This is a genomic window from Nitrospiraceae bacterium (genome assembly GCA_019637075.1).
In the GTDB taxonomy this organism is placed as follows: Bacteria; Nitrospirota; Nitrospiria; order Nitrospirales; family Nitrospiraceae; genus JAHBWI01.
On record JAHBWI010000002.1, the window covers coordinates 1 to 20,107 of the forward strand.

Annotated in this window: 15 protein-coding genes; 10 read left to right on the plus strand and 5 right to left on the minus strand. The window is 60.7% G+C overall.

What is annotated here, in order from left to right; genetic code table 11:
* Window positions 1–551: 551 nt before the first annotated feature.
* Together KF814_04290 and KF814_04295 are read right to left on the minus strand one after the other, a co-directional pair.
* Complete coding sequence (locus tag KF814_04290; GenBank protein MBX3235350.1) at window positions 552–2,012, minus strand: sigma-54-dependent Fis family transcriptional regulator; 1,461 nt, start codon at window positions 2,010–2,012, stop codon at window positions 552–554.
* An 18-nt stretch (window positions 2,013–2,030) separates the two neighbouring features.
* Window positions 2,031–4,136 carry a CHASE3 domain-containing protein gene (locus tag KF814_04295; GenBank protein MBX3235351.1) on the minus strand — a complete coding sequence of 702 codons (2,106 nt, stop codon included), beginning with the start codon at window positions 4,134–4,136 and terminating at the stop codon, window positions 2,031–2,033.
* A gap of 153 nt (window positions 4,137–4,289) precedes the next feature.
* On the opposite strand from KF814_04295, the gene KF814_04300 reads away from it, so the two are divergent.
* Together KF814_04300 and KF814_04305 are read left to right on the plus strand one after the other, a co-directional pair.
* A complete protein-coding gene (locus KF814_04300) occupies window positions 4,290–6,104 on the plus strand; it encodes an APC family permease (GenBank protein MBX3235352.1) in 1,815 nt (604 codons plus the stop codon).
* 4 nt (window positions 6,105–6,108) lie between these two features.
* Entirely contained in the window at window positions 6,109–7,227 is a 1,119-nt protein-coding gene (locus KF814_04305) for a hypothetical protein (protein ID MBX3235353.1), read from the plus strand.
* 54 nt (window positions 7,228–7,281) lie between these two features.
* Here the strand turns inward: KF814_04305 and KF814_04310 are convergent, their stop codons facing one another.
* From KF814_04310 to KF814_04320, 3 genes are all read right to left on the minus strand, one after another.
* Window positions 7,282–8,853 (minus strand): hypothetical protein, encoded by a 1,572-nt coding sequence (locus KF814_04310; GenBank protein ID MBX3235354.1) that lies wholly within the window; start codon window positions 8,851–8,853, stop codon window positions 7,282–7,284.
* A gap of 118 nt (window positions 8,854–8,971) precedes the next feature.
* Entirely contained in the window at window positions 8,972–9,661 is a 690-nt protein-coding gene (locus KF814_04315) for a hypothetical protein (protein ID MBX3235355.1), read from the minus strand.
* Window positions 9,662–10,025: 364 nt separating this feature from the next.
* The gene (locus tag KF814_04320) at window positions 10,026–10,253 is read right to left on the minus strand and encodes a hypothetical protein (GenBank protein ID MBX3235356.1); all 228 of its coding nucleotides are present in this window, start codon (window positions 10,251–10,253) and stop codon (window positions 10,026–10,028) included.
* A gap of 305 nt (window positions 10,254–10,558) precedes the next feature.
* Between KF814_04320 and KF814_04325 the strand changes: the two genes are divergently transcribed.
* The 8 genes from KF814_04325 (at window position 10,559) to KF814_04360 (ending at window position 19,948) form a co-directional block, all read left to right on the plus strand.
* Window positions 10,559–12,010 carry an NFACT family protein gene (locus KF814_04325; GenBank protein MBX3235357.1) on the plus strand — a complete coding sequence of 484 codons (1,452 nt, stop codon included), beginning with the start codon at window positions 10,559–10,561 and terminating at the stop codon, window positions 12,008–12,010.
* Window positions 12,011–12,069: 59 nt separating this feature from the next.
* Entirely contained in the window at window positions 12,070–14,115 is a 2,046-nt protein-coding gene (locus KF814_04330; GenBank protein MBX3235358.1) for a sigma 54-interacting transcriptional regulator, read from the plus strand.
* Between the two features lie 96 nt (window positions 14,116–14,211).
* Complete coding sequence (locus KF814_04335; protein ID MBX3235359.1) at window positions 14,212–14,967, plus strand: hypothetical protein; 756 nt, start codon at window positions 14,212–14,214, stop codon at window positions 14,965–14,967.
* Window positions 14,968–15,155: 188 nt separating this feature from the next.
* A complete protein-coding gene (locus KF814_04340; GenBank protein ID MBX3235360.1) occupies window positions 15,156–15,563 on the plus strand; it encodes a hypothetical protein in 408 nt (135 codons plus the stop codon).
* Window positions 15,560–16,690 (plus strand): FtsX-like permease family protein, encoded by a 1,131-nt coding sequence (locus tag KF814_04345; GenBank protein ID MBX3235361.1) that lies wholly within the window; start codon window positions 15,560–15,562, stop codon window positions 16,688–16,690. Before KF814_04340 ends, KF814_04345 begins: the two co-directional genes overlap by 4 nt.
* A 5-nt stretch (window positions 16,691–16,695) precedes the next feature.
* Window positions 16,696–17,448 (plus strand): ABC transporter ATP-binding protein, encoded by a 753-nt coding sequence (locus tag KF814_04350; GenBank protein MBX3235362.1) that lies wholly within the window; start codon window positions 16,696–16,698, stop codon window positions 17,446–17,448.
* Complete coding sequence (locus tag KF814_04355) at window positions 17,445–18,443, plus strand: efflux RND transporter periplasmic adaptor subunit (GenBank protein MBX3235363.1); 999 nt, start codon at window positions 17,445–17,447, stop codon at window positions 18,441–18,443. The genes KF814_04350 and KF814_04355 overlap by 4 nt, the downstream gene beginning before the upstream one ends.
* Complete coding sequence (locus KF814_04360; GenBank protein ID MBX3235364.1) at window positions 18,443–19,948, plus strand: efflux transporter outer membrane subunit; 1,506 nt, start codon at window positions 18,443–18,445, stop codon at window positions 19,946–19,948. Before KF814_04355 ends, KF814_04360 begins: the two co-directional genes overlap by 1 nt.
* The last annotated feature ends 159 nt before the right edge of the window (window positions 19,949–20,107 follow it).

Sequence of the window (20,107 nt, forward strand, 5' to 3'; positions counted from 1 at the left end):
AAACTGCCGACGTGAAAGAAACATCGTGAACACCTCCTCAAGTTACGGGCTTCAGAAGCCCTTACTCCTAAACATCACTCCGAGAGAACGATCCCCTCACCTCCTTTCCCTGCCCCGCGCGATGCAATATGGGAAGCAAACGACACAGGAAGCGACGCGGGTGCACCACGGAGGGGTGAGGATCAGCAAGGGGCTTGCCAATTGGAGCGCTGCGATGGTTCGGAGAGGAGGTACCAGCTAAGACTATGACAATATAGGACTTTCCCGATTACTGTCAGAATAAACGGACAATATCAGGAAATTCAAACGCATCCATAAGGCATATTCGATTATGCACCGAGAGTGATACATCGAATTATTTCTTTCAATTTCAATAATTTACAATATGCATACTTATATATGCGCACGGAGAGATCAGAACTCACCAGCACAAGCCCACCCCTTACCTCAGCCAAAATCAATCAGCGGCGTCACCGGATGGAAACATCTTCGCAATTCAAACACTGACATTGGTGGGTGGAAAAGAATCAAGAAGGCGACAAGACCGGCGACTACTCGGTTTGAGGTTCGCCATCGAGGTACTTCTTCATCAGCAGGGAAAAGTGTTGCCGGGGAATCTGGCTGCTCTCAGCAGCCTTGGTGATCACCCCGCCGTGCCGCGCGAGTTTTGCTCGGAGGTAGCGACGCGAAAACTCCGCGTTGGCCCGCTCTTTCGCTTCCGCATAGGGAAGGTCGTCGTACAAGGCATCGGCTGCCCTGGGAACCTCGTCACCGATCGGAGCGAGAAGCCCACGGATTTCCTTCGCGTTGATTTCGTCGCCCAGGGCCAGCATAACGCTGCGCTCTATGACATTGCGCAACTCACGCACGTTGCCGGGAAACGGATACTTCACCAACTCCTGCACCGCCGCCTCGCTCAACGACGCATGGGGCTTGCCCATTTCACGCCCGAACTGTTGCATCAACTGGCGTGCAATGACCGGGATATCCTCGATACGGTCCCGAAGGGGCGACACCGGAATCGAAATCACCGCGAGCCGATAATAAAGGTCCTTTCTGAAGTGCCCCAACCGGACCTGCTCTTCCAGGTTCCGGTTGGTGGCGGCAATGAACCGCATGTCCACACGCCGAGCCCTGGTGCTGCCAACCGGACGCACTTCGTTTTCCTCGAGCACACGAAGGAGCTTTGCCTGCAACGGCAATGGCAGTTCACCGATTTCGTCCAGAAAGACCGTGCCGCCGTTCGCCAATTCAATCAGCCCCGGCTTGTCGGCGATGGCCCCGGTGAAGGCCCCCCGAACATGGCCGAAGAGTTCGCTTTCCATCACCCCTTCCGGAATCGTGGCACAGTCGATCACCTGAAATAGCTTCTTGTGCTCGGCACTCTGCTCGTGAATTGCGCGCGCAATCAGCCCCTTCCCCGTCCCCGTTTCTCCGGTGATCAAGACACTGGAGCGGACCTGGGCCGCCTCCCGGACCCCTCGCATGATCCGCTGATAGGACGGCCCTACCCCGATGAAACTGCCAGCCTGAAATTCCGCCCTTGCTCGCTGTTCGTAGACCGCGTGCCGGCGTAAGATTTCTGAGATTCTGATGGCCCGATGCAGTCGCACCCCCAGATCTTCGGGATTCACCGGCTTCAGCACGTAATCAAATGCACCCCGCCGCATGGCCTCCACGGCCAACTGCACCGTATTCATTCTGGTTACCAGGAGCACCGGCAGGTTGCGATCGATGGATTGAATCCGCCCCACCAGCTCCAGCCCGCTCATTCCCGGGAGCATCATGTCGGTCAGGACCAAGTCCATGGCCCGCTCGCTCAGCAGTTCGAGCGCCCCCTCGGCGGTCGCACGTACCTCCATATCCCATTCCCCGTCGAGCGGCTTGAGGTCTGCGGCCTCGAGGGCATGGAGAATCAACTCCGCGTCGGTCGGATTGTCCTCGACGATCAGGATCGTAAAGGGTGCCTTTGCCTTTCTTGGATCGGTCCGCGCGACAGCCACATTTCCCATCACGGTGCTCCCCTTGTGCTATCGGCCGGTTGACCCGGCCGCCAGTCCGGATGTCTGATCGGGACAGTGGCTCTGATCCGCCGCCGAGCCGGGCGAGTTCCAGTCTTCCAAAATCGGCAGCGTAAAGCGGAACAGGGTGCCCGGTCCTGCGGGTTCTTCCAACCAAATCTTTCCATGGTAGAGCTCCACGATCCGCTGCACAATCGTTAAGCCGATCCCGCTGCCTGCGCTTCGCGAAGGGTCCAGCCGCACGAACGGCAGAAACACCCGCTCCCGCAGCTCCATCGGAACCCCGATGCCGTTGTCGCGAAATGTCCAAAGCGCCATCTGCGCCCGTCGCACAGCTTCGATGCGAATCGCCAGCGTAACGCCTGTCCGAGCGAATTTCAGCGCGTTGGACAGCAGGTTGTCGAAGATCTGCCTGAGGTAGGCGCTTTGACAGGCAATCAAGGGAAGATCCGGCTGCACGGACACGGTCGCCCCCGCCGCCTCCACCTCACCAGCCCGAGACTTCAATACATCCTGAATGACCGCATTGGGATCGACCGCCTGCAGACTTTCCTGCCGGGCCCCGACTCGGGCCAACGTCAAAATTCCCTCTACCCGATCCGTGAGATCCTGTCCGTTCTGCTCGAGCAGCGCCAACCATTTTTCGGCACGCTCATCCAGTTTCCCCGCATACTGCCGACGCAAGGTGGCTGCGAGTTGCCCCATCCGCTGACCCGGCCCCTTCAGATCGTGCGCCAGCATCTCCGCCATGAACTCAAGTTGCTGCAGACGCGCACGCAATCCCTTCCGCTTTTCGCGGACAGCTTCATAAAGCCGCGCGTTGGAGATTGCAACCGCTGCTTCCTGCGCAAGCCCCAACGCGAGCCGCTGATTCCAAGCCTCCGGCTCGACCCGCCCCTCGCTCAGCAGCACCAACACCCCGAAGGCGCGCCCCTGCGCCAGCAACGGCACAGACAACATGCTGTCTCCGATCAAATTGCGCCGAGCCAACTCCGGGCGCCGGTCGGCTCGGAGGTTGGTGCCGGATGCCGGCAGCCCCGTCTCGAATGCTCGGACGGAGATGGGAAACTCCTCCCACAGCAGGACGGTTTTGTGGAGCGAATTGTGCCAGTCCCGTGATGCCGCTTCGATGACCCAACACCCCATCCGGTCGTCGCGCAGCAGGACCAGACAGACGTCGGCATGGATTAACTCGGTGGCGCGATCGGTAATGCGGCGGAGTACGCCGTCGATTCCGTCCGGCGCGATGGAATTGATTTCTTGTCCGATGGTCTGAATGGTTTCCATCTCTACAAGGTGCTGGGCAATGCGCCGGTTCATCTCTTCGAACGAGCGGGCCAGTTGGCCGATCTCGTCGCTGGAGTGAATTTCGGCCACGGAACTCAAGATGGATTCGTGCTCGGGAGATTCTCGACCAAGCGCTCGGGCCGCCCGCTGTAAAATGGTCAGGGGTTCGGTCATCGACCGGGCCAAAAGCCTGCTGCCGGTCCATCCCAGGATCAAGGCGCCCAGCACAGCCACAAGGACGCTCCAATAGGCTCGCTCCGAGATTGCGGCCGCCAAAACATTGGATGATTTGATTTCCCCATCCAGTCGGTCCTCAAGTTGCCGGAGCGCCATTCTCAAGTCATCCGACTGTTCCAACCCCTTCCCCTCCCGCACGTCCCGCTGTACCTGAGGCCGGACGGGGCCTTCGAGCTGGGCAATGACGGCCTTTTTAGCCGATAGCGAGTCCACGATGCGGCGCTCGACTTCATTGATCTCTGCGGCGAACCCCGCCTGTGCGCGAAGGAGATCGTTCGCCCGCGCGATCACCACCGGCAGATGCGCTTCCGCCTCGCGAATGGCAGTCAGATACTTGTCCTGCTCCGTCAGGAGAAAACCTCGAAAGGCATCTTCGACGTTGACGGACAGCCGACGGAGTTCACGGATTTCCTGGTGCACCGACACGAGATCCTGCCGGTGTTGTTGAATGCTTAGGATCTGGCCGATGAGGTAGACAAGGAAGACGAGCGTGGAGACGAGCGGACCCACCAGGAGCGCGAGCACAACCCATACCTTGTGCTGCACACGAAGCCGTTCCCACCATGTCCGGCCCTGATGAATCATAGGCACGTACCTCGGGGTCACGATGCGGGGGCTATGCAAGCTGGACGGTGAATGGTAGACACCACCAGACCCGGTGTCAAGGCACGCCCCGCGCTGGTGGCCTTACGACGAGGCGAAACTCTCGCTTGGTTCTGAGTTGATTTGTGCGATAATGGCCGCATGCTGCTGAAACGGTGGTTGGTCGGCCTGCCACTCAAGACCAAGCAAGCCGCCCATGAGCGACTCTCCAAGCGACTCGCGCTGGCGGTATTCTCATCTGATGCCTTGTCTTCCGTCGCCTACGCCACGGAAGAAATCCTGCTGGTGCTGACTCTGGCCGGCACGGCGGTTGTCGGCTATTCCATCCCTCTGAGCCTCACGATCATCGGGCTCCTCGCCATTCTGACCATGTCGTACCGGCAGATCATCTTCGAGTATCCGGAAGGCGGCGGCGCCTACATCGTCGGACGGACCAATCTGGGAGAATGGGCCGGTTTGGTCGCCGCGGCAGCCTTGATGATTGACTATGTACTGACGGTGGCGGTCAGCGTCGCAGCCGGCATCGCCGCCGTGACGTCCGCATTTCCCAGTCTGCTGGACCACCGCGAAGCCCTCTGCCTGACGGCCATTTTATTGGTGCTGGTCGTGAACCTGCGAGGTGTTCGAGAATCCGGCCAGATATTCGCCATTCCGACCTACCTGTTCATCGGTACCATCGCATTTATGTTGGGCGTGGGCACGCTGCAAATTCTGATAGGACGGGCGACCCGCATAGAACCCACCCAGATCGCTGCCGCGACGGAACCCTTGACGCTCTTCCTATTGTTGCGAGCCTTCTCTTCAGGCTGTACCGCCTTGACGGGTGTCGAGGTGATTTCAAACGGAGTTTCCGCGTTCAAGAAGCCCGAACCGAAAAACGCCGCCCACACGATGATCGGCATGGCGGTAATCCTCGGCGCGATGTTCATCGGCATCAGTTCGCTGGCGTACTATTTCGGGGTGATACCGAAAGAGGATGAGACCGTGGTTTCGCAGGTCGCCCGCGCGACCTTCGGAACCGGCACGCTGTATTACCTGGTTCAGGCCTCCACGATGCTGATCTTGATCTTGGCGGCCAACAGCAGCTTCAACGGATTTCCCCGCCTCGCCTCGATTCTGGCCCGTGACAGTTACATGCCGCACCAAATGGCCATGATGGGTGACCGCCTGGTCTTCTCCAACGGCGTGATCATTCTTGGGGTCTTTTCCTGTCTCTTGATCGTGCTCTTCGAGGGCGACACCCACGCCTTGATTCCTCTGTATGCCGTCGGTGTCTTTTTGTCCTTCACGATTTCCCAGGCCGGCATGGTGAAACGGTGGCTGGTCAAGCGGGGCCCCCATTGGGAGAAGAAACTCATCGTTAACGGCGTGGGAGCCATCACGACGGGGATTGCCACACTCATCATCGCAAGCACGAAGTTTACGCACGGCGCCTGGATCGTGATCGTCCTCATTCCGTTGTTGATTGCGATGTTTCGCGCCATCCGATCCCACTACAAAGCCGTATCCGAGCAGGTCTCGCTGGCGCGGGACCATCGCCCTCCGCTCCCCCGCCGCAACATCGTCATCATCCCGATCAGTGGAGTGAATCGGGCGGTGATTCGGGCCGTCGACTATGCCCGCAGTCGATCGGGCGACGTCCGGGCCGTGCTGGTCGACGTCGATCCCGAGGATACGGCGCGGGCGGAAATTCAATGGGCCCAGTGGGGCTGCGGAGTGCCGCTTACGGTCCTTCCCTCGCCGTACCGTTCCGTCCTGAGCTCCTTGCTCGAGTACGTCGAACAATTGCTACAGAAGGATCAGGAGTGTTGGGTCACGGTCGTCATCCCCGAGATCCTCCCCGCCCGCTGGTGGCAGACCATCCTCCACAACCAACGTGCACTCATGCTCAAAGGCGCGTTACTATTCAAGGACCGGGTGATTCTGACCGACGTCCCGTTCCACCTCACGAGGTAACGCCATGCCGAGCGCAAAGGCCAAACGGCAACCTGCAGGAGTCCTTGTTTGCCTTCTTACGTTTGCCTTGTTACTTGGCTTGCCGGCGAGGCAAGCCTTGGCCTTCAAACTCGTCTCTCCCGCCGAAGGTGCCACGCTCAAGTCCGGTGAGACGGTCATGGCCCAGGTCAATCCGGGCTCGGATAACGGCATCGTGAAGGTCCGTTACTATTGGTATCGCGAAGGCGCCGAGCGGTTGGTTCAGCAAGAGGAGGCCGAGGTCTTCCCGACTCCCCGCCAGGAGAAAATGGGGGACGATCGGTTCTTTCAAAACGACAGCGTGACGGGCGGCGCGGTCGTGGCTATCCCCGCGCTGACCGCGACAAGCGCGGCCCAGCCTCCCTTCGGTGGCTCGCTCGTGGTGCCCAAAGAGGCCGTCGGACCGATGCGGCTCCTGGCCGTAGCGGACATCTCGCGCGGACGGTTGGAAGCCCGGACGGTGTTCGACGAAATCCTGGTTCAGGTTGCTCCGGCGGCTGAGCTCCGTACCATCGAATTTGAAACGGAAAAGCCCCTCCAACTTGGGAGAGCGGGGCAGTCTTCTGCCTTTGGCCATGTCGACTCGATGGGAAAGGTCTTCGAACTGCCGGTGGTCGGCGAATTTGCCGATGGCATCACACGGTCGATCGGCTCCCCGGCCAGCGGCACGAGCTATCAGTCCTCCAACGAGAAAGTAATCAAGGTACTGTCGGACGGCATGCTCCAAATTACCGGCAACGGCAAGGCAACCTTGCTGGTCGGCAATCGCGGAAAGCAGGCGTTGTTGGATGTCGACGTAGCGGTCAACGACGAGCCGAACGAACCGCCGGTCGCCGACGCCGGCTCCTCGCGGACAGTGCGCGGCGGGAGCAAAGTCAAACTCAGCGGATTGAGCAGCAGGGACCCGGAGGGGGAAGCGCTGTACTACGCATGGAGTCAGGTACGCGGCAACAAGGTCGCACTACTCGACGTGAACAACTCGGAAGCCTCGTTTCAAGCCCCGCAGGTTTCAGAACCCCGTACGTTTCGCTTCAAGTTACGTGTCACCGATAAGAAGGGTGCGGACAGTGTGCCGGCTTATGTCGACGTGACGGTGGAACCCTGAGTCCAACCTTTCCCCGACGCATGTGCCGTCTACGGGAAAAGCCCTCAGCAGAGCCTACTCCCCCCTTCCTTTCCCCATGGGACCGTAGTCTCCGCGCGCCTGACCCAATTCTTTGATGTGCCCTCGAAGAGCAGGGCCGAATTCGGATTTCAGCACCGCTCGGCGGTAAGGTTCGATCCTCTTTTCCGCCGCGTCCAATGCCGCACAGAGTTGCTGAGTCAAGTGGCGTCCCGAAGCCGTCAGCCACTTCAACTTGTCTCCGGCATAGGCAAGATCCTGCAGAGAGTAGCGAACCGACTCGATCTCCTCGAAACAACGAAATCTGGCACGACGAAGATCCCGCGCTGTCAGACCAGTCGCTTTCCATCCCCTCCTGCCGGCAGGCGATTCCGCCCAAGACGAGAGCCGCTCAAAGAGTAATGCGCCCATCGTGAAGGTAAAGGTCGCGTGCAGGATGCCGCGGATGGGCCGCAGGCTGCGGCGCCAGGGAGAGTAGAAGATCTCCTGGTTGTGGTCACCGCCGTACATCGCGTATTTCCGCAGAAGCAAATTCAGATGGTGGTGGCTGTTTTCATGGATGAGATCGTCGATCAAGTCCAGATTGTCCCGGTCGAAGCAGTTGATCACCGACAACCCCGGTCGATGACGGTAGCTGAAACTCACCACGCCCTTGGCCCGAAGGGGACAGATGCGGGACGTGAAAAGTGCCAACCAATCGTTTCCTTCCGGCCAGGCTGCTTCGATGGCCTGCAGGGCAAGACGAATACGCGGCGCGGCGCTCGACGGCGAGGGCCGCACTGCAGTCGGAATGCGCTGACGGTCGTAGACCAGCGTCGGACCAAGGGTGAGGTCCCCATACCGAGTCCGCCGCAAGATCACCGGCGCACGCAACGTGGCGGACCAGCGAGGTGCTGCGCCTGCTTCAAACAACGAGACTCGACTTCCCCGGACCGTCAGATCAATTCCCGACGGTCGCACCGTGACGCGCCCCTTCAGGCTAGCCCGTTTCAGCGCGTGCTGCAGCGACTTCGAAAAGCCGTGCGTCTGTCCTTCGAGACCCGCGGCGAGGCTGCAGGCGAGCTCCACCCGCTCCATATCGGCTCCGAAATCACAGGGCACCTGCCACGTCCGCCCCGGCCGCCCGGCAATCCAACGACAGGCCGCTTCCGGCACCAACCACAAGGACTCCTGAATGCACTCTCTCGCCAGGCGCCGGCACAGGGTATCAAGACGCGGCAGAAGCCGTTGTGGCTCCGGCCGCCCCTTGGGAAAGACCTCGTCCGCATAACTGTTTTCATAAAACTTGTCCTGGAACTCCGCATGGAGTTGGCTGGCAACGTCGTGTCGGTCCCGTTCAGCGCGAACCTGTTCGCGCACATCCACGAAATAAAGCAGGTCATTCAACGATTCGATCCACCCTACGATTTTCCAGTGATTGAACACCTTCAGCGGCAGGGCACGGACGAGGTTTTGAAACCAATCGATGGGAAGTCCCAGCCGTTTCGCGTCACCGGGATAGGAGGAACTGAAATCGCGACAGAGATCGAACAGGAGACTGCGCATCGAGCCGCGCAGCTGCTGCATCAGTTGTTCGAGCACAGGCTGGTCGAGCGGCCGCATCGGCATGATCGTATCCTCGAAAAGAATCGGCGCACTCTACGCGACCGTGGTTCGAGGTGCAAGCCGTCAACGCAGAGTGAAGGGGATGCTTGAGCAGGGATTCTGGCGGTAACCGAACAGCAGGTTAGGAAGTCCGTCGCGGGAACAAACCCAAATTGGTCAGCCCAACCGTTGAGGCATGGGAAAGCACGTGTTCAGCAAGGCTTCCGACCACGGCCTCTTCCAGCGGCGGCTTCGAGCCCTTGACGACGGTGAACGGCAATTCGTCCTTCCACAACACCTCTCCGCGATGGCTGAGAAGATAGAGGTAGAGACGGCGCTCCTCGCGATCCTTCCAGCCCCACGCGCCAGGCTCCGCAGGCGCTGCCTGCACATGCCCGACCAACACACTATCGACCTGGAGATCCCGTCCCACCGCCTGTGCGATTCGCTCGCGCCCCGCTGCATCTTGGCAGTCGGCTCCTTGTTCCGCCAAGGCCAGAAGTTCTCCCTGCGTTGCCGAAGTCGGCGAGACGACGTGAACCTGCATATGGCGGTCGAGGACATGGGCCATTCGTGAGGACATAGCCGCGTCCCCCTCGAACGGAATGACCGCGATGCGGCGAAACGCCGCTTGGCTCTGCATCATCGGCGCCCCTGAGGCTTCGGCTACCCAGGAATGTTCGAAGGGAGCGAAGGTGACATCGGAGGTTCGGCTGGAGTCCAATCCCACCACAGCCACCCACGCGCCGGCCAGGCAACCTTGCAACCCCAGCAGGGGCAACAATAGGGCTGCCCGGAGCAATCGAGGCCGCTTTCGAATCACCGTTTTCACCTATTGTCTCCTGGTAGATGCGCTCGTCAGAGACGGGGCTACGAAAACTACCACAGCAAACTTGATGCCGTCGACCAAACTTTTCAGCTGTCCGAGCAACTACATGATTGTGCGCGACTTCTCAGAAGACAGTGTCTTCCCGCTGGAGTGGGGATCGCGCTGTGTCACGCCCAAACCGACCACTCGCCTGGACAGTAGTGAGTCATCCTGCGCCAGAGAAACACAGGTGTCGGATGCGAGGACCGCGCAATTGATGGGGAGGCTTTGATGAAGTGGGATAACCTGCGCTAACATCGCACCAGCAGCGGCGCGAAACCCGCGGCCCGGAGGCCACCGGGCCCCAGGCCGCTGCCTTCTTGTCGGATCAGGCCGAGAGCCTGACCAATTCGAAGAGACGAGGCTTCTCGGGAGCGGGCGTGAAAATCCGGCGAAGCGAGGACTGTTGAATCATTCGATTTTTTTGGATCACCGTATCGACGACGTTTCCGCAACAGAGGCAGCGGTACCCGTGCGACCACATCGGATGATAGCTTTCCTGGAGGTCGATCAAATCGTCACTCACCATCAAGCCTTCGCAACGAGTGCAAGTCATGGGCCCCTCCTGGTTCAAGAGTCGGCGTCCCTTGGCTGTTGGCAGCCTTCTCAACGCCGACCAGACGTCTAGAGAGCAATGTGGGTGCCACCCGCCCCACAACTGAGAACCCGCGCCTGGCCTTGTGTTGTAACGGAGGCAATTGACGCCGTGTCCGCCGAAATTGGAAATTATGTGACCGATTTGGTCCCATGCGACAGAAATGGTCCACCGACTAAGCGCTCGAAAATCCAGGGCATCACCAAATTGCATGGATGGACCTACAGGGATGTTCCTGTTCCCGGACCGGCGCAAAAGGACGGCAAATGACGCTCAATGCGACAGAAATTGCCGCTGTCGTACAAGAACTCGCCGAAGCGCTCGCAGGAGGCTGGATTCAGAAAGTCTTCCAGCCCTTGCCTGACCTGCTCGTGTTGGAGGTCAGGGTTCCCGGCCGCACCCACCGTGTGCTCTGTTCCGTGAATCCTGCCACGGCCCGACTGCATTTGATCCGGCGGCAGCTGCCCAATCCACCCAGCCCTCCGGCATTTTGTCAGTTACTGCGCGCGCGCATACAAGGAGCCAGGTTGGATGCCATTCGGCAGGTCCCAGGGGATCGCATCGTCCAACTGACCATGACGACAAGGGAAGGCTCCTCCGCCCTCGTCGCCGAGTTGTTCGGAAAGCGGCCGGACGTCTTGTTCCTTGATCAGGAGGGAGCAGTCGTCGCCACTTTGGCCAATCAGAAAGACCGGGTCGACCACCACTACGAACCACCGCCAAGCCCAGCACCCCCTCTCACCGATGATCCAAGTCCGGCAACAGCCCAGGCACCGTCCGCGGAGAATTCCTGTCCCGTCTCGGCCGATTTGGAAGACCGGTATCGCGAACGCGAAGGGGCGATGGCCCATGACCATGCTCTCAGAACCCGCGACTCCGCTTTGCGCAAAGCCATCAAGAAGGAACGACGCCGGCTCGACGGGCTGCACCGCGATTTGGACAACGCGGGACGTTACGAGCACTATGCGCGCTATGGCGAGTTGCTGAAGAGCAATCTTCACCTCGTGCAGAGAGGCCAGACGGAACTGGCCGTCATAGATTATTACGACGAACGCATGCCGCAACTGACGCTTCCGCTCGATCCAGCCAAGTCGGCTCAAGCCAACATGGACGGATACTTCTCGAAGTATCGGAAATATGTCACGGCGCAACGAGAAGTGGTTCCACGCATATCGGCTTTGGAACAACGCATCGGCGAGCTCGAGCGTGAACTGACCGCCATCAAGAATGGCACGTGGGCTCCTCCCCCGCAGGCAGATCCACAGACCGGCCGAGGGATGCCGCAGCGACGGCGCCGGCTCGCGCAGGAATCAAGACGGGGGCCGTTTCGGCGGTTCATCTCGGCGGACGGACACCAGATCTTCGTCGGCCGCAACGCGAGGGAGAACGACGAACTCACCTTTGGTCTCGCCAAGAGCGACGATGTGTGGTTGCACGCCCAGGGCACGCCGGGGTCACATGTCGTGATCCGGTTAGAAAAGGGCACCGACCCTCCGCCCGATACGCTGCGCGATGCCGCAACCCTGGCTCTTCTCTACAGCGACCTCAAGAAAAGCGGCAAGGGCGACGTCATCTATACCCGCCGCAAGTGGGTGAAGAAAGCGAAAGGTCAAGCCCCCGGAGCAGTCACGGTCACCCAAGAAAAAGCTCTTCACGTGGCACTCGACAAGAAGCGACTGGACGCGATCAAAGAACGGTCGGCCAATACAGAGGCCTAATCCGCTCACCGGACTCCGTCCTTCCAACGCCTACCCGATGAATGCTACAGTGCCCGTATATGGGCACGCTTTCCGTTCCCAGGGACCACTCGAACCTCCTCAGTGCCTTGCTACGGGCAAGAACGTTGCGGGAGTTCGACCAGCGTCTCCAGCACGACCTGGCCCCAGCCTTGGGCTGCGACCTGATCGGCTTCTACCTCTATAGCCGCACAACCGGAGTCTTCACTCCGATCTCTGAATCCCTGCGCAGACCGGAATCTCCCGCCTATGTCATGGCCCAACTGCCCTCGGAAGGTACGCTCAAGGAGGCGGCCGTCCGTGGACACCGGGCGCTGCTGGTGGACGACGTGGCCCAATCGCCCTGGACCGAAGCAGGGGCCCTCGCGCCAAACCTGGGCCGGGCGACTTCGGTGATGGTCACACCAGTCACTGCCGTTCCGTCTCGCGACAGGGGCGGAGAAAGTAGGACCTTGGCCGTCTTAGCCGCTGTCGCCATCGGAAAGCCGGGCTTCTTTTCCGAGGACGACCGCATCATGTTCGAGCAGTTCGGCCTGCACCTTGCTCCCGTCCTCGAGGCGGTGCTGGCCGCCGAGGAGCGCGACGCACTAGTCGCCATCAACAGCCAGGTCGTACTCGGCACGATGACGATCGACAACCTGCTGCCGGCCGTTCAGCCGATCCTCCGTCAGGTCATCCACCACGACATGACCGGACTCGTGCGGTTCGTCGGCTCGCCCGACAACCCATGGTTCGACATCGTCTCCTGCGACGGCGTCTCGGTTGATCTGGAGGCCTTGCGGCGATTTCCCTTCCACCACATGGCACCGGCCGAGCTGCTGGCGACCGGGAAACCGGTGCTGCTGACTGGATACAATCAAGATCGATTCGCAGAGCACGGGTACTTCGAGTCCATCGGAGTGCTGTCTGCCATGCTCTGTCCCCTGCTCGTGAGCGGCAAGCCCTATGGATTTCTCGCCCTCGGCAGCAAGAGACGAAACGCCTTTTCCGAACGGGATCTCGGTCTAGCCGAGCAGATCGCCTTTCATCTCTCACACGCCCTCTCGAATTTAACGGCCTACGACGAGATCCGCCGACTCAAGGAGCGGTTGGAGGAAGAAAACGTCTACCTGCGTGAAGAAATGGGCGCGGTATTGGACCTCAAGACCCTGATCGGTGATAGCCCGACGTTTCAGCGATCACTCAAGGCCATCGAAAAGGTGGCCCCGACTGACTCCACCGTACTCATCACCGGCGAGACCGGGACGGGAAAGGAGTTGGTGGCCCAGGCGATTCACCGCCTGTCCGGACGCCGTCACAAGCCGATCGTAGCGGTCAATTGCGCGGCCCTTCCGCCGACACTCATCGAATCGGAACTGTTCGGACATGAGCGTGGCGCCTTCACTGGAGCAACCACCCGCAAGCTCGGCCGGTTCGAATTGGCCCATACCGGCACGATTTTCTTGGATGAAGTGGGGGACCTCCCATTGGACCTGCAAGCCAAGTTGCTGCGGGTGTTGGAAACACAGGAGTTCGATCGAGTGGGGGGACGAACCGTCCGCGTCGACGCTCGCGTGTTGGCCGCGACAAACGCCAACCTCGACCAGGCCGTCAAGCAGGGCACATTTCGCGCGGACCTTTTCTACCGCCTGAATGTATTTCCATTGCGGCTGCCCCCCTTGCGCGAACGGCGAGAGGACATTCCTCTCCTGGCCCGGCACTTCGTCACGAAATACGCCACGCAACACCGCAAAACGGTCACGCGGATCGACAGGACCATGATGCAGCGGCTGATCGCCTACGACTGGCCCGGCAACGTGCGGGAATTGGAGCACGTCATCGAACGGGCTGTGATCCTAAGCCAAGGGCCCATCCTGACTCCCGCCGAACTCGACGGCTTGGGCACGCAAGAGGAACCGGCTGACGCTCCTCGCCTCGTCACGATGACGGATGTCGAGCGCACCCATATTCTGAATACGCTGGAACAGACCAACTGGGTGCTGTCCGGGACAGGAGGCGCAGCGGCTCGGCTCGGTATGAAACGGTCCACCCTGCAGCACCGGATAAAACGGCTGGGCATCCATCGCCCTCCGCGGACAGCCTCCTAGCCGAATAGTGAACACGTTCGGCCCGTTGTTGCAGGGAACGCCTGGCGCGACAGCGGGATGATTGGCACCGATCGCAAAAAACACGGAGCACAAGGCATGAGCAACCTTCTCCCACAAATTCTGGCCTTCATGGGATTACTCCTCTGGATGGGTCCCGAGTACGCCCTCGCAGAGCTTGTCGCTTCTCCGCAGCCGGCGGCCGACTTCGAGAGCGGCGTCTCAGGATCAGCGGAGAGGGGACAGCGTACGCATGTGCCGCGCAGCTCACCACCGGCGGCGATGCACACGGCACCAAGCGCGCCCGATGGTGCTGTGCTGCTTGCAGCGGTGGATGGCTTGGAAGGGCCGCCTCCCTGCAGCAAGGACAATATCTGCAATCTAGCTGTCTGCGCCAACGACCCTGACTGCCCCGCCGGAATGCCGGACGCAGCGACGAATGATCCTTCGAGCGGCGGGCCGGAACATAACGAAGGAGGCATGGGAACGTCTGTCTGGTTCAGCACCGGTCCTCCCTATACAGAAGGCGGCGCACATGTCTGCCACGATAACGGAACCTGCGACATTATGGTCTACTGGACGGTCCAGCCTGATCGATACGACAAGTGGAAAATCTGCTGGAAGGAACACGGCACCCTGTTCGAGAACGCCTGCGATGACAACGAAAAGATCCGCACCTTCGAAAACGCCTTCTATCTCATCCCCAAGCTGAAGCAAGGCGAGGAATATCGTATTCGTCTGGAAGGCCGAAAGGACAAGAATGACAAGTGGAAATGCTTGGCGAAAGCCACGTTGAGGAACATCAGCTGGAATGATCCGCGGATCGTCGGTACCGTTCCTTGTATCGTGCCGTAACTTGAGGGCTCCACACCTGCCCATATATGGGCAGCGCCCACGCGATTCTGCCGGCCGACGGGCAGCGCCCAAACGACTCTTTCGACTCGCTCACGTCGCCCCCTGTCATTTCCTGCCACGCGTCAACTACTTATGCTCGAAGCCCGGGCCATACTCCTCCTGGCATCCTCCCTGCTTCTCGCTTCCCCATGAACCGCAGCAACCCAACGCCGGATTGGATCAGCCATGAAATTCGTTCGTACCTGACGGCGCGTGAGAACGAACTGTTGCCTTCGGGTGAAGGCACCAAGGACGGCCGGCGATTCGGTTGGTGCGGCGACGTATTCGACTTTCTGTGCGAAGGACTGGCTGAACGGCTGGCAGGACACAACATCACATTTGCGGCCGCCTTTCCCGGCCCCTTCCGTTTGCTCGACGAGGACCAGCAACCGAACGGCCAGCACATTCGCCGTTTCTGGACGACTGCCCTGCACCAAGGCTGTCCGATCGCGCGTCTGTGCACGTACTTTTTCCATCGGCACGATCAGGTGAGACTGCCTCGCCGTCCCCAAGTCGTTGCCTACCCGGCGGACAGCCGACTCTTGGAGATCGAGTGAACTACGTCGCCCTCAAGATGCTGTTTGGCGACCGCGCCAAATATCTGATGCTCCTCTGCGGGCTCACGTTCGCAGTCATGCTCATCGTGCAGCAGGGGTCCATTTTTTGGGGACTGATGATCTGGTCCCAATCCAGCGTGACCAACACCAATGTGCCGATCTGGGTAACGGACCCTGGCATCGCTCAGGTCGACGAAGTCAAACCCATCGCCGACACAGCGGTGGATCGTGTCCGGAGCGTGCCGGGGGTCGAGTGGGCCGTGCCGCACTATCGGGGCCTCCTTCGCGCACGGTTGGCAAGCGGGGCCTACCATCAAATCACTCTCGTCGGCCTGGAATCGGCCACGTTGATCGGCCGCCCCTCGCAGGTGCTGGACGGACGATTCGAGGACGTAAGGCAACCGGATGCCGTGGTCGTCGATCAGTGGACCGTGGAACGCATGGGGGGCCCTGACGTCATCAAGGTCGGCAGCCTGTTCGAATTAAACGACAAGCTCGCACGCGTGGTGGCCATCGCCAAGACCCAAAAGAGCTTCACCAACATTCCCGTCGTCTACACGACCTATGAACGCGCTCTTCGTTATGTGCCGCGTGAACGGAGAACCCTATCCTATGTACTGGCCAAGGCGCGGGAGGGAGAACCGGTGGAGGGAGTCATCGCGCGCATCCGCGACAGCACAGGATTAGGCGCCTACACCGGGGAGGAGTTCGGCTGGAAAACCATCGGGTGGGTCCTGAACAATACCGGGATCGGCATCAACTTCGGGACGACCATCGTGCTCGGATTCATCGTCGGCATGGCGATCGCCGGGCAAACGTTTTACCTCTTCACAGTGGAAAATCTTCGGCAGTTCGGCGCGCTCAAGGCCATGGGGACCTCGACGGCCACGCTGGCCCGCATGATTCTCCTGCAAGCCTTGACGGTCGGCATTACCGGCTATGGCCTGGGGGTAGGACTCGCCACGGCTTTCGGTCTGTTCGCCGCACGAGAGGGCCAACTCCCCTTCAATGAAACCTGGCCTCTGCTCGCCCTGGTGTTCGTGGCGCTGTTGGCCATCTGTATGTTTTCAGCTTTGATCAGCATTATCAAATTGGCCCGGCTGGAACCGGCCATCGTCTTTCGGTGATCGGCATGGCACTACACACCCAACCAGCGGCCGTCGAGCTACCGCCGCCGTCCGAGACCATGGCGGTTCGAGTACGCGGTATGGTCAAGTCGTTCGGCACAGGCGACACGGCGGTGACGGTACTCAAAGGCATCGATCTCGATGTGTATTTCGGCGAGTTGCTCCTCCTGGTGGGAGAATCGGGCGGCGGAAAAACCACGCTGCTGTCGGCCATCGCCGGCATTTTGGACTTCGACGCAGGTGAACTGACCGTCCTGGGAACCCCGCTCGCCTCGATGTCCGCCGGTCGGCGGACCCGCTTTCGCAGCCAGACAATGGGGTTCATCTTTCAGCAGTTCAACCTGCTACCGGCCCTCACGGCGGCGGAGAATGTGGCGGTGCCGCTGCTCATTCAAGGACTCGCGCAACGTCAGGCGATTGCCCGCGCCCGCACGATGCTCGAGCGAGTGGGTCTGGGGGATCGCACCGAGTTTCTCCCTCGAAACCTCTCGGGCGGCCAACAACAGCGAGTCGCCATCGCCCGCGCGCTGGTCACGGAACCCAAGCTCCTCGTCTGCGACGAGCCGACGGCGGCGCTCGACGGCCCCAACGGGCAAAAGATCATGGAGATCATCCGCGAAGTCGGCCGGGCGCCGGATCGTTGCGTCATCGTCGTCACCCATGACAGTCGCGTGTTTCATTTCGGTGACCGCATGGCCGAGCTGACTGACGGCCGCATCGTGGGTGTCCATCCGATCTCGAAGGAGGCGTCGACATGATTGTGCTCAAACGAGTCAGCGTCTGGGTGGCAGTCGCCGGCTTGGTGCTTGCCGGATGGACCCTGCTGAACGCGGGGAAAAAGGAGCCGATGCCGACTCCGCTCGTGGAACCCCCCAAATCGCCCTATGCCACGACGGTCGCAGCGACCGGCATCATCGAGGCGGTCAACGAAAATGTCCGCATCGGGCCGCCGCTCCCCGGCCTCGTCGCCAAGGTCTTCGTCGCAGTCGGCGACCGCGTGCGCGAGGGTGCACCGCTCTTGCAGCTGGACGACCGCGACTTGCGGGCGCAGTTGGTCTCACGCGAGGCGGCCATTCCACCGGCGCAGGCCCAAGTCGAGGAGCAACACTACCGCATCGGCGACCTGGAAACGCAACTTAAACGACTCAGGGCCATTCATGACAACCGCGCAGTGAGCGACGACGATGTGAAGCGCACATGGTATGCGTTGGAAATGGCCAAGCGGGCCGCCGTGCGACTCGACGCCACGTTGAAGCAGGTCACGGCGCAACGGGATGAAACCCAACTGCTGGTCGAACGGCTGACCATCCGGGCACCACGCGCTGGCACGGTGCTACAGGTCAATATCCGTGCCGGTGAGTACGCCTTGACGACCGGAGCGACCGAACCGCTCATGCTGCTCGGGGAGACCGATCAGCTCCAAGTTCGCGCCGATGTCGATGAAGTGAACGCACCGTTGGTTTCCCCTCGTGCTCCGGGGGTCGCATACCTCAAAGGCAACACCACCCAGCCGATCGCGCTCGAGTTCGTCCGCATCGAGCCTTATATCGTGCCGAAGAAGTCACTGACCGGCGACAACAGCGAGCGGGTCGACACGCGCGTGTTACAGGTGATCTACAAATTTCAGCACCCCCCGTTCCCTGTCTATGCGGGCCAGCAGGTGGATGTCTTCCTCAACCGCAGCGATTCGCCCGGCCAACCCCACACCCTAGCCCCTGGGGCGGACTCGTCGAAGGAGGCTGGGAAGCGCTGATGCGGCTGCACCAAGCGTGGGAATCGTTGTTGGTCTTGTTCCTGTGCGCAGTCGGATCCCTCACGACAGGCTGTCTGCAGGGGTCCGAGTATCGTCGCCCGGCGGTCGACACACCGGCCGACTGGAGCCGGATGGCGCAAGGCTCGCCCATGGCCTCCGACGGAAGTCTGGAGCCGGAAGCCCAATGGTGGCGGGCCTTCCGCAACGAGGAACTGACCGGGTTCATCGAACAGGCGCTGGCGAGCAATCATGACGTGCGGCGAGCCGTCTCGCGGTTGGTCGAAGGACGGGCCTCGGTGACCACGGCCGGAGCCGGGCTCTATCCTCAGATCAACGTCCAGGGAAGCTACACCAACATCTCCATCTCGAAAAACACCTTGGCCGGCCTCGGGTTGGCTACAGGGAAACAACCGGGGCCGCAAACGTTCGCCGCGCCTGGTTCCGGTTTCGACCTCTGGAACGGAGCGGCAGACTTGAGGTGGGAGCTGGATGTCTGGGGACGGATCAGACGCGGAATGGAAGCGGCGGAGGCCGATGCCCATGCGATTGAGCAGGACGCCCGTGCAATCGCGTTGACGCTCATCGGCGACGTAGGGCAGGCCTACTTCCGCGTCCGGGAGTTGGACGAGCAACTCGACATTGCCCAACGCACGCTGACGCTCAGACGCGAATCGCTGGACATCATCACGAAACGGGCCTCGGTCGGGCTGGCCTCCGATCTGGATGTCAAACGCACCGAAGTGTTGGTCGCCGAAAGTGCCGGCCAGGTTCCGGAACTGACGCGTCTCCGCACGATCGAGCTTCATCGGCTGGAAGTCCTGACGGGCTCAGCCCCCGGGGCGCTTACGTTGGAGCCGAAACCCCTGCGGCAGTTGATCGTGCAGCCGATCATCCCCATCGGCCTGCCGTCCCAGTTGCTGGAACGCCGGCCCGATATCCTGCAGGCGGAGGCTACGCTCATCGCCGCCAATGCCAGAATCGGTCAGGCCCGCGCGTACTTTTTTCCGTCATTGTCCATCACAGGGCAGGGGGGGCTGCAGAGCGCGGAATTCGCCAACTGGTTTACCGGCCACAGCGCCAACTACAGCATCGGCCCATCCGTCACCCTGCCGATTTTCCTCGGCGGGACGAACGTGGCTCGATTGGATGCTGCCGAATCGCACTATCAACAGATGCTGGAGTCCTATCAGCAGACCATCTTGCTCGCGTTTCGTGAAGTGGCGGATTTGTTGGTGTCGATCCATCTCCGGGGCGACCAACTCGCCCGCCAACGCGAACAGGTTGCCGCAGCAAAGGCAGCCTGGTCCTTGGCCGACGTCCGCTACCGCAAGGGCCTGGTCAATTACCTCGATGTCCTGGACGCGCAACGTACGACCCTGGCCGCCGAAACCCAACTCGTCCAGACCGAGCGAGCCCGATTGATCGATATGGTGACCCTCTACAAGGCACTCGGTGGAGGATGGGTCCCTCAGGAGGCGGCTTCAGCCGGACGAAAACAGCCGTAACCACGTCGTCGATTCCCCGCGATGGCTTATTCGTCGCGCCGGCGACTTTGATCTTGAATTTCTCCTCCGGTTAAGGCTATCTGAGGGCCATACCGTGAGGAAGCGTCACCACCGCGTCGCCTGCGTGACCCTCCGACTCCACCCGACGACACCAGTGAG

Excerpts from the sequence above, each read along its gene's own strand:
- KF814_04290 (MBX3235350.1), bottom strand. The coding sequence starts at position 2,012 with ATGGGAAATGTGGCTGTCGCGCGGACCGATCCAAGAAAGGCAAAGGCA.
- KF814_04350 (MBX3235362.1), top strand. The coding sequence starts at position 16,696 with ATGGCACTACACACCCAACCAGCGGCCGTCGAGCTACCGCCGCCGTCC.
- KF814_04335 (MBX3235359.1), top strand. The coding sequence starts at position 14,212 with ATGAGCAACCTTCTCCCACAAATTCTGGCCTTCATGGGATTACTCCTC.
- KF814_04360 (MBX3235364.1), top strand. The coding sequence starts at position 18,443 with ATGCGGCTGCACCAAGCGTGGGAATCGTTGTTGGTCTTGTTCCTGTGC.
- KF814_04305 (MBX3235353.1), top strand. The coding sequence starts at position 6,109 with ATGCCGAGCGCAAAGGCCAAACGGCAACCTGCAGGAGTCCTTGTTTGC.
- KF814_04300 (MBX3235352.1), top strand. The coding sequence starts at position 4,290 with ATGCTGCTGAAACGGTGGTTGGTCGGCCTGCCACTCAAGACCAAGCAA.
- KF814_04355 (MBX3235363.1), top strand. The coding sequence starts at position 17,445 with ATGATTGTGCTCAAACGAGTCAGCGTCTGGGTGGCAGTCGCCGGCTTG.
- KF814_04330 (MBX3235358.1), top strand. The coding sequence starts at position 12,070 with ATGGGCACGCTTTCCGTTCCCAGGGACCACTCGAACCTCCTCAGTGCC.
- KF814_04325 (MBX3235357.1), top strand. The coding sequence starts at position 10,559 with ATGACGCTCAATGCGACAGAAATTGCCGCTGTCGTACAAGAACTCGCC.
- KF814_04310 (MBX3235354.1), bottom strand. The coding sequence starts at position 8,853 with ATGCCGATGCGGCCGCTCGACCAGCCTGTGCTCGAACAACTGATGCAG.
- KF814_04320 (MBX3235356.1), bottom strand. The coding sequence starts at position 10,253 with ATGACTTGCACTCGTTGCGAAGGCTTGATGGTGAGTGACGATTTGATC.
- KF814_04340 (MBX3235360.1), top strand. The coding sequence starts at position 15,156 with ATGAACCGCAGCAACCCAACGCCGGATTGGATCAGCCATGAAATTCGT.